Below are 11,303 nucleotides of genomic sequence, written 5' to 3'. Positions count from 1 at the left end.
GAGGAAGTTATGGCAGAAATGTACAACCATCACACAGTGGAAAAGAAATGGCAGAAGGTATGGGATGATGAGAAAGCGTTCCATACACCAAACGATTATACGAAACCAAAGTTTTATGCGTTGGTAGAGTTCCCATATCCATCCGGACAGGGACTTCACGTAGGACATCCAAGACCATATACGGCATTGGATATCGTCGCAAGAAAACGTCGTATGCAGGGCTACAATGTACTTTACCCAATGGGATGGGATGCTTTTGGTCTTCCAACAGAGAACTATGCGATCAAAAATAAGATTCACCCTAAGATCGTAACGAAGAATAATGTAGCTCGTTTTAAGGAGCAGTTACACTCTTTGGGATATTCTTTCGATTGGGATCGTGAGATCAATACGACAGATCCGGAATATTATAAATGGACACAGTGGATCTTCTTAAAGTTATTCAAAGAGGGTCTTGCTTATAAGAAGGAAATGCCGATCAACTGGTGTACCTCCTGTAAGGTTGGTCTTGCTAACGAAGAGGTAGTAAATGGCGTATGTGAGCGCTGTGGTTCTGAAGTTGTCCGCAAAGTAAAGAGTGAGTGGATGCTTAAGATCACAAATTACGCTGATAAGTTATTAGAGGGATTGAATCACGTAGACTACATTGACCGCGTTAAGACTTCCCAGAGAAACTGGATCGGACGTTCCGAAGGTGCAGAGGTTGACTTTAGTATTGCCGGCAAAGAAGATAAACTCCGTGTTTATACGACCAGACCGGATACGTTATTTGGTGCTACTTATATGGTAGTATCTCCAGAGCATCCGATCATTGATAAATACAAGGATGAGATCACAAACTGGGATGACATTGTTGCGTATCGCGAGATGGCAGCCAAGAAGTCTGACTTTGAGCGTACAGAGCTTGCTAAGGATAAGACCGGTGTTGTGTTAGGTGGTTTCAAGGCAATTAATCCGATCAACAATACAGAGATCCCAATCTGGATTTCTGATTATGTATTGATGACTTATGGTACCGGTGCGATCATGGCAGTGCCTGCACACGATGACCGTGACTGGGAGTTTGCGAAGAAGTTCGGACTTCCAATGATTCAGGTAGTAGAGGGCAAAGAAGGTCCTGTTGATATCAATGAAGCAGCATTTACGGATGTAGCAACCGGACAGATGGTAAATTCAGGATTTCTGACCGGATTAAGCGTAGAAGAAGCGAAGGAAAAGGTAAAAGATTTCCTGACAGAGAATAAGATCGGTAACCGTAAAGTAAACTATAAATTGCGTGACTGGGTATTCTCCCGCCAGAGATATTGGGGAGAGCCTATTCCAATCGTACACTGCGAGAAATGTGGGTACGTTCCACTTGATGAGAGTGAGCTTCCACTGCTGCTTCCGGAGGTAGACAGTTATATGCCAACAGACAACGGTGAGTCGCCACTTGCGGCAATGACGGATTGGGTAAATACAACATGCCCATGCTGTGGTGGACCGGCAAAGCGTGAAACAGACACGATGCCGCAGTGGGCAGGATCATCCTGGTATTTCCTGCGTTATACGGATCCACACAATACAGAAGCACTTGCCAGTCCGGAAGCATTGAAATATTGGCTGCCGGTTGACTGGTACAATGGTGGTATGGAGCATACGACCCTGCATTTGTTGTATTCCCGTTTCTGGCACAAATTCCTGTATGATCAGAAAGTTGTACCGACACCGGAACCATATCAGAAGCGTACGTCTCACGGCATGATCCTTGGTGAAAACGGTGAGAAGATGAGTAAGTCCAGAGGAAACGTTGTAAATCCGGATGATATTGTACGTGATTACGGTGCAGATACACTGCGTACGTATGAGATGTTTATCGGTGCGTTTGACTTGAGCGCTTCCTGGTCTGAAGATGGTGTGAAAGGATGCCGCCGTTTCTTAGAGAGAGTTTGGAAGCTGCAGACACTCTTGACAGAAGGTGATGAGTATTCCGCAGATATGGAGATCAAGATGCATCAGACGATCAAGAAAGTCAGCGGTGATTTCGAGAATCTGAAGTTTAACACAGCGATCGCGGCAATGATGTCATTGATCAATGACTTCTATAAGAAGAATTCGATCAATAAGGCAGAATATAAGACACTTATTACATTGCTCAATCCGGTTGCACCGCATATTACCGAAGAACTTTGGGAAATCGTTGGGGGACAGGGCAGATTGTACCAGCAGTCTTGGCCGGAGTATGTCGAAGAGAAGACCGTAGAGTCTACTGTGGAGATCGCTGTTCAGATCAACGGTAAGACCAAAGCAACAATTTCTATTGGCAAAGAAGATCTGAAAGACGATGTGCTTGCTAAGGCAAAAGAAGCTTTGGGTGATAAATTGAGTGGTAACATTATCAAAGAGATTTATGTGCCGGGGCGTATCGTTAATATTGTAGCAAAATAACATGCAGCAATGAAACGGTCGTTGCGAAATAGTATTTTATGATGTTAATAGTCCATTTCCTTGGCGGAACGGTGGTTAATGTTTTGCCTTGGAAATGGGCTTTTCATGTTTGGAAGGAGGAGCGTTATGAATATCGCTGTATTATTTACCGGAGGGACGATCGGGAGTACGTTAGCCGGAGATGTGATCGGTACGAAAACCGGAGCAGCGGATGGTCTGTTAGACACGTTGCCTTGTGTAGAACGAGATGGTCGTGTGGAAGAAATCACCTATCAGGTATATCATCCGTATACACTTCTCAGTGAAAATAGTACCGGATTAACGATCGCACAGTTGGCTCAGAGCATTCGAGAGGTGGTCAGTGAGGCGAAGTATACAGGCAGTGCAAAGGTGACTTTAGAGAAAAAAGAAGCAGCAGAAGATAGTGCTGCTATGTATTCCGGGTTAGATGGAGTGATCATTATGCATGGCACAGATACGTTGGCATATTCAGCGGCTGCGATGGGCTATCTGTTTGGCGATTGTGACATTCCGATGGTTTTTGTGTCCAGCAACTATGTATTGACAGATCCAAGAGCAAATGGTGCTTATAATTTTCAATATGCTGTGCAGTTCTTAGCATTTGACTGCAAGCAAAAAGGTGTGTATGTTTCGTATCAGAATGGGGATGGGATCCCAAGGATTCACTTAGGAACAGCGATCATTGGACATCAGCCTTACAGTGATGAAGTGTATAGTGTTGGTGGTATGGAATACGGTCATTATGAAAAAGGCACCAAGTGTTTCGTCGCCGGAAAAGTGTACTATGCATGGAACAATGCAGAGAGGCTTACCGATAGACCTTCCCTGCAGGCACCGGATCAATGGGATGCACCGATCGGGTTGATCTACCCACATCCGGGGATGCGTTATCCGATGAACTTTGACGGAATACAGGCAATTTTGCATCATACGTATCATGCCGGCACGATCTGCAGTGAAACACCAGAAGCGGATAAATTCTTTTATGAGGTGGCAAACCGGAAAATCCCCATTTTTTTATGCGGCATGGATGCGGACATGGTTTACGAAAGCACATACGTCTATGAAAAATACGGAATGATCGTATTACCGATGGCATCGCCGGTAGCAATGTATATGAAACTGTGGCTTCTGCTATGCAGCGGATACTCAGCAAAAGAATGGATGACCAAACCGATTCCGGGCGATCTCCCCAATTTTAGTATATGACGCAAACTTCGCATACCCTCAACGGTCTTTCACCCACATATTGCTTATTATGTCAAAAGCTGCTATACATTTTGCAGTTCCCAGAGACTCAATTCTGCCATAAGGGATCTATAGAAATTGCCTTGCCGCATTTACGTTTTTAGTGATTTCTAGATTTTGTTGTCTCTGATGTATGATTTACATGCCTTACGGACAACTCGATGTCCCGGAAGCAAGGTATTCATCATTTTTGAAAGGGACTTTGCGCTCGTCGTTACTTATGTCTCGTACTTCAGAGACATTAAGTAACGTGACGTAGCGCATCGTAGCGAAAGCGTCCCGTCCAAAAATGGATGATACCTTGCTTCCGGGACTTCTCAGACAATCCTTCAGGCATGTATTCATCAGAGACTTAACAAAATAAGAAATCACATAAAAACTCTGCGTTCTGCGGCAATTTTCTTAGATCTCTTATGGCAGAACAATTAAGTTTATCGACTGCAAAACTGCTAATTTGCTGCTGACATAATAAGCAATATGTGGTTAGAACATGACAGTGGGTATGCGAAGTTTGGGGATGAGATTTGTAAAATGTTATGTTTGCTCTTGACATTTTGGTAGAATGATACTAATATATTTTCTGGATGTTGTTAGCAGTCGTAAGAGTAGAGTGCTAACAAGGACGGACGCATCTGGCGGTGATGCGGCGGATCAGTGTCTCGGCGCACTTGACACAGGGTTCGTTTTTTATAGGAAAGTGTGCAGAAACGAGGATTATTATGCAGAGCAGAACAGGTAGCTTATCAATTGAATCTGAAAATATGTTTCCGATCATTAAGAAATGGTTGTATTCTGACCATGACATTTTTCTTCGTGAGTTAGTTTCAAATGGCTGCGACGCCATTACTAAGTTGAAGAAGTTAGAAATTATGGGCGAATATGATATGCCGGAGGATTACAAGGCACAAATACAGGTCGTTGTTGATCCGGATGCTAAGACAATTTCTCTGACCGATACCGGTCTTGGTATGACGGCAGATGAAGTAGACGAGTACATCAATCAGGTTGCCTTTTCCGGTGCAACGGATTTCTTGGAGAAATATAAGGATAAAACGAACGAAGAGCAGATCATAGGTCACTTTGGACTGGGATTTTATTCTGCGTTTATGGTATCTGACAAAGTTACGATCGACACGTTGTCTTGGCAGAAGGATGCTACACCGGTTCGCTGGGAATCGGAAGGCGGTATCAATTTTGAAATGTCAGACGGCACAAAAGATACTGTTGGTACAACGATCACCCTGTACCTTTCCGAGGACAGCTTAGAGTTTGCGAATGAGTATCGTGTCAGAGAGATTTTGGACAAATATTGTTCCTTTATGCCGGTTGAGATCTTCCTTTCCAAAGCAAACGCAGAGCAGGAATATGAAACGATCGATGCAGCCGATGTTCGTGAAGATGATGTTGTTGTAGAGACGATCGTAGAGGAAGCGAAGACTGAAGAACGCGAAAATGAAAATGGAGAGAAAGAGATGGTCGAGGTCAGCCCTCGTAAAGAAAAGGCAAAGATCAATAAACGTCCGGTTTCTATTAGCGATACGAACCCACTTTGGATGAAACATCCAAATGAGTGTACCGATGACGAGTACAAGGACTTTTACCGCAAGGTATTTAACGATTACAAGGAGCCGTTGTTCTGGATTCATTTAAATATGGATTATCCATTTAACCTCAAAGGTATTTTGTACTTCCCGAAGGTTAATACAGAATATGATAATTTAGAGGGTGTTATCAAGCTTTACAACAATCAGGTATTTATTGCAGATAATATTAAGGAAGTGATCCCGGAGTTTTTGATGCTTCTCAAAGGTGTGATCGATTGTCCGGATCTGCCGCTTAATGTATCCAGAAGTGCATTGCAGAATGACGGATTTGTAAAGAAGATTTCGGATTATATTACGAAGAAAGTAGCCGATAAGTTGTCCGGTATGTTCAAAGTAGACCGTGAGAATTATGAGAAATATTGGGATGATATCAGCCCATTTATCAAGTATGGCTGCTTAAAAGATCAGAAATTCCGCGAAAAAATGACGGATTATCTGATATTTAAGGATTTGGACGGTAAGTACATCACCTTGCCGGATTATATCGAAGAGGCTAAGAAAAACGAGCCTGTAAAAGAAGAGACAGAGAGTACAGAAGCAAAGAGCGATGAAACAGCAGATGCCGAGAATGGTGCGGATGCTGATAATGCAGACAAGGAAGAAGAACCGACAACGGTATACTACGCAACAGATCTGCAGCAGCAGAGCCAGTATGTCAATCTGTTCAAGGAGCAGGGATTGAATGCGGTCGTATTAACACATACGATCGATCAGCCGTTTATTTCACAGTTAGAACAGGGAGATCTGAAGGTGAAATTCCAGCGTATTGATGCAGATCTGACGGATACGATGAAAGATGAGGAAGACGAGGATACATTAAAAGCGCAGACGGATGCGTTGTCTGAAATCTTCAAAAGAGCATTGGGTAAGGATCAGCTTGAAGTAAAAGTACAAAAACTCAAGAATGAAAAGATCTCCTCAATGATTACATTGTCAGAAGAAATGCGTCGTATGCAGGATATGATGAAAATGTACAGCATGGGCGGCATGGGTGGCCTCGGAGGAGGAGAGACATTAGTGCTCAATTCATCGAATGCATTAGTGCAGTATATTTTGGAGCACAAAGATGGCGAGAATGTGGATATGTTCTGCAAACAGTTGTATGATCTGGCGATGTTAGCGCATAAGCCGCTTGCAGCAGATGAAATGACAGAATTTGTAGCACGCAGCAACGAGATCATGATGCTGCTTGCTAAATAAAAGGGACCATGATGTTGGTCGGCAGCTAATAGAAGAATGTAGTAACAATGGGGACGGCGTGTATGCGTTGTCCCTTTTTTATTTTATAGGAAACTTCTCGTTTCCTATAAAGTAAAAAACGCTCCGCGAGGATGCTTTGCCACCTTACTCCTAAAATCTAAAATATTTATAAATTTAAAATAAAAAGATTGACTACTGGTCATTTTTGTAGTAGTATACAGCAAGAGTTAAAAATGACTGTCAGTCATTTTTGATATTTATTCTCAATAAGGACCGGATTGTCATGGTATCCAGATGCTTTTGACAGCATGGTTTATTAAGATTTAGGAGGGATTGGATGATTAACATTGGCAAGTGGATCACAAAACACAAGAATATCATTCTTGTTATTGCGTTTATCCTGCTGATTCCGGCTGGAATCGGATATGTCAGTACACGTGTGAATTATGATGTACTTAGTTATCTGCCGGAGAGCTTGGAGACGATCAAGGGACAGGATATTCTGGTGGATGAGTTCGGTATGGGAGCGTTTTCCATGGTAGTCGTGGAAGATATGCCGATGAAAGATGCAGCAAAGTTAGAGAAACAATTAGAAAGTATCGATCATGTCAAAGATGTTTTATGGTATGACGATGCAGTGGATATTTCGGTGCCGACCGAAATGATTCCGGAAGATCTGCGAAAAGCATTCTTTAACGGAAAAGCGACGATGATGATCGCGTTGTTTGACGATACGACATCAGCAGATGATACGATGGATGCGATCACGCAGATACGTAAAGTCGTAGGCAAGAATGTTTATGCAAGCGGAATGTCCGGTGTAGTTACTGATATTAAGAACCTGGCATTGCAGGAAATGCCGATCTACGTCGTGATTGCAGGTTTGCTGTCACTGGTAGTCTTGTTCTTGACAATGACTTCCTTTGTGACACCATTGATCTTCTTGTTGAATATAGGAATGGCAATCGTATTTAACTTAGGAAGTAATGTTTTCTTAGGAGAAATATCCTATATCACGCAGGCGTTAGCCGCGGTGCTTCAGTTGGCGGTGACGATGGATTATTCCATCTTCCTGTTAGAGAGTTACGAAGCGAACAAGGAACGATATGAAGGCGACAAGAAACGCGCCATGGCACATGCGATCAGCAATACGTTTACATCGATCACGGCAAGTTCGATCACAACGGTTGCAGGATTCGTAGCACTTTGTTTTATGACGTTTAAGCTTGGCGCTAATATCGGTATTGTAATGTCTAAGGGTGTTGTTATTGGTGTGATTGCTTGTGTAACGGTACTTCCGGCAATGATCCTTACCTGTGATAAAGCGATTGAGAAGACGACGCACAGATCACTGATCCCATCCTTGGATAAACTATCACATGGCATTGTCAAGGGACGTTATGTAGCATTGCTGTTGTTCCTGATCGTGTTAGTACCGGCAATACACGGTAATAATAATTACAAGATTTACTATAATATTGATCAGTCTTTGCCGAAGAACATTCCAAGTAATGAGGCGAATGAGAAATTAAAGAAGGAGTTTAATATGAGTAACATGCATATGATCCTTCTGAAAGATGGTCTTTCTGCCAAAGAAAAGAGTGCGATGAGCAAGGAAATTGAAAAGGTAGATGGTGTGAAATGGGTGATCGGTTTGAACTCGTTAGTAGGTTCCAATGTACCGGAGTCTATGATACCGAACAATATCAAGAAGATGCTCAAGACAGACAATTATGAACTGGAATTTGTAAGCTCTGATTACAGTTCTGCTACTGATGAGGTAAATTCTCAATTAGCAAAGATTGACAAGATTGTCAAAAAATACCAAAATGATGGTATGGTGATCGGCGAGGCGCCAATGATGAAAGATTTGCAGGATGTAACGGATGTCGATCTCAAGACAGTAAATAATATTTCCATCCTGGCGATCTTTGTTATCATCTTGATCACGTTTAAGTCGATTTCCATTCCGGTGATCTTGATCTCGGTCATCGAATTTGCGATTGCATGTAATATGGCAGTACCGTTTTATACGAATACGTCGCTTCCGTTTGTGGCGAGTATCGTTATCGGTACGATCCAGCTTGGAGCGACCGTAGATTATGCGATTTTGATGACAAGTCGATATCATAAAGAGCGAACGGAACGTGGACAGAGTAAGAAGGATGCAATCCGCATTGCGCATGAGACATCGATCAAGTCGATCCTTACCAGTGGATTGTGCTTCTTTGCCGCAACCTTTGGTGTATCGGTATATTCGCAGGTAGATATGATCGGATCGATCTGTACACTGCTTTCACGTGGTGCGATCATCAGTATGATCGTTGTTATCTGCGTTCTGCCGGCAATGCTTTGGATCTTTGATGGTGTGATCAAACGCACATCTTGGAACATGATCAAGGCAAATGTAGCAAAGAGAGATGCAGAGAAGAAATGATGGAAACAGATATCAAACATTTTGGAATGAATGATATCGAGATGCAGGAAAATGCAAACAGCAAATAAGGAGGAGCATTATGCGACAAATGAGTGGAAAGAAACGTGTAGTAATGACAGGAATCAGTAGTTTATTGGTTGCCGGGCTGGTTGTCGGAAATATAGAATATGCGACACATACGTATCGATACGACAGCAAGGTGCAGGCAATGGCTGCTAACAATAAAGTAGTAGAGCAGACAGCAAGTTTTGCGTCATCTAAGAAAAAGAGTACCGTTAGCAAAGAGGAAACCGTATACGCAACCTTGGATGCAAACGGTGGTGTGACGGATGTCATTGTATCCGACTGGCTCAAAAATTCCGGACAGGTAGATGGTGTCAAAGATAGCTCTACATTGAAGGATATTACAAATACAAAGGGCGATGAGAAGTTTACACAGAGTGGTGACAGTCTTACCTGGGATACTTCCAAAAACGACATTTATTATCAGGGAACAGCAGAAAATAGCGAGCTTCCGGTTGGTATGCAGATCACTTATAAACTGGATGGTGAGAAAGTAGCTCCAAAAGATATCGTTGGCAAGAGCGGTAAGTTAGAGATGACGATCAAGTATTCTAACACATCTAAGAAACAGGTTACGGTAGCAGGTGAGAAGAAAGATATTTACACACCATTTTTGATGGCAACCGGTATGATCCTTCCGGTCGATAAATTCGACAATATTGATATTGACAATGGTAAGGTATTATCTGAGGGAGAAAACAACATTGTGATCGCATATGGTATGCCGGGTCTGTCTGAGAGCTTGGACTTGAAAAATGTTGATCTTGGAGATGATGTGGATGTCGATACCGATGAGTTAAACGACAAGATTACGGACTCTGTTAAGATTACAGCCGATGTCAAAGATTTCTCTATGAGCCAGACTTATACGGTAGCAACGGCAGACTTATTTAAGGATATCGATATTGACAGTGTGGACGATCTTGATAAATTGGATGACAAGATCGATGACATGAAAGATGCCGGCGAGCAGCTGGTAGATGGCACTAAGTCTTTGAAAGACGGATTAAATACATTGAATAAGAACTTTGCAACGTATGCGAAGGGGATTAAGTCTGCCAATAAGGGAGCAAAGACATTGAACAAAGGTGCTAAATCTTTGAAGAAAGGAACCAATGCGTATACAAAAGGAACCGATCAGTTGTTAAAGGGTGTCAACTCTTATGTGAAAGGTTCCAAGTCACTTGGTCAGGGTGTAAATTCCTATACCGACGGTGCAAAACAGATTGCCGATGGATTAAATACACTGGACAAATCAACCAAGACATTTCCGAAACAGTACAAGACATTCGGTGATGGCGTACAGACCTTCGTTGGTGCAGTAAGCAAGATGATGACCGAGGAAAACATGAAGCAGCTTACCGATGGAACCGCAGCATTAAAAGCCGGTGTGAAATCTGTGGATGATGGTGTAGGGCAGTTACAGGCGGGCATGAAACAGGTGAATGGACTGGTAGAGAATGCATTGCAGCAGCAAAATGAGCTGAAAGCACTTCTTGCTAATGACAGCCTGACAGCAGAGCAGAAAGCAGCGGTCAAAGAAGCACTCACAGCATTGAGCAGCGTAGATATCGTCACAAATGGTAAGGCAGATGGCGAATATGATAAAGATGGCAAAGCAGATCTTGCAGCCGGTCTTGCAAGTATCAAGGCTGCTACAGACACAAAATCCAAGGAGCAGAACCTATACAACGGTGCAGCAGCATTAGATACAACAGCACAGACGATGTCCGGATATGCTGCACAGCTTAGAGGAAGTGCAACACAGCTTTTGGATGGTGAGAAAACTGTCCGTGATGCAATTACTCAGATCAGCACCAATATTACAAAGCTTTCAAAGGGTGGCAAGACACTTACAGCGAACAACAAGAAGTTAAAGAGTGGTGCAGCTGCGATCGTAAAGAATTCATCAACGATCACGACGAACAGCAAGAAATTAACGAAGAACAGTTCTGTATTGCGCAAGGGTGTCAAACAATTGGCAGCAGGAACCAAATCCTTATTTGCAGGCACAAAGCAGCTTGACAAGGCTACAGGAACGGTATCGAGTGGTATTTCCAAGCTGTATAAAGGTTCTGATAAATTGAATGACGGAATGAATACCTTCAAGAAAGATGCCATTGATAAGTTGGCAACAACGATCACGGATGTAACAGATGGCCTGGACGGAACAATTGACCGTATAAAAGGTATTCAGAAAGCTTCTGAGGATTACCAGAGTTTCTCCGGAATTGACAACGACATGAACGGAAGTGTAAAGTTTGTATTGTCAACACAGGAAGTTAAGAAAGATGAGTAATATA

The 11,303-nt window shown here is 42.7% G+C and carries 5 protein-coding genes; all 5 read left to right on the top strand.

Going from position 1 to position 11,303, the window contains the following annotated elements:
- The first annotated feature begins 9 nt into the window (after positions 1-9).
- The 5 genes from leuS (at position 10) to DXB73_RS01515 (ending at position 11,299) form a co-directional block, all read left to right on the top strand.
- On the top strand, positions 10-2,427 hold the full coding sequence (gene leuS, locus DXB73_RS01535; protein WP_118689917.1) for a leucine--tRNA ligase: 2,418 nt from the start codon (positions 10-12) through the stop codon (positions 2,425-2,427).
- Positions 2,428-2,553: 126 nt separating this feature from the next.
- Complete coding sequence (locus DXB73_RS01530; RefSeq protein WP_182448167.1) at positions 2,554-3,657, top strand: asparaginase domain-containing protein; 1,104 nt, start codon at positions 2,554-2,556, stop codon at positions 3,655-3,657.
- Positions 3,658-4,415: 758 nt separating this feature from the next.
- Positions 4,416-6,500 (top strand): molecular chaperone HtpG, encoded by a 2,085-nt coding sequence (gene htpG / locus DXB73_RS01525; protein WP_118689915.1) that lies wholly within the window; start codon positions 4,416-4,418, stop codon positions 6,498-6,500.
- A gap of 337 nt (positions 6,501-6,837) precedes the next feature.
- Complete coding sequence (locus DXB73_RS01520) at positions 6,838-8,937, top strand: efflux RND transporter permease subunit (protein ID WP_118689914.1); 2,100 nt, start codon at positions 6,838-6,840, stop codon at positions 8,935-8,937.
- A 79-nt stretch (positions 8,938-9,016) separates the two neighbouring features.
- Entirely contained in the window at positions 9,017-11,299 is a 2,283-nt protein-coding gene (locus DXB73_RS01515) for a hypothetical protein (RefSeq protein ID WP_118689913.1), read from the top strand.
- The last annotated feature ends 4 nt before the right edge of the window (positions 11,300-11,303 follow it).

Source organism: Clostridium sp. OM05-6BH (genome assembly GCF_003481635.1).
Taxonomy (GTDB): domain Bacteria; phylum Bacillota; class Clostridia; order Lachnospirales; family Lachnospiraceae; genus Butyribacter.
This window is presented reverse-complemented; position numbering and strand designations above follow the sequence as displayed.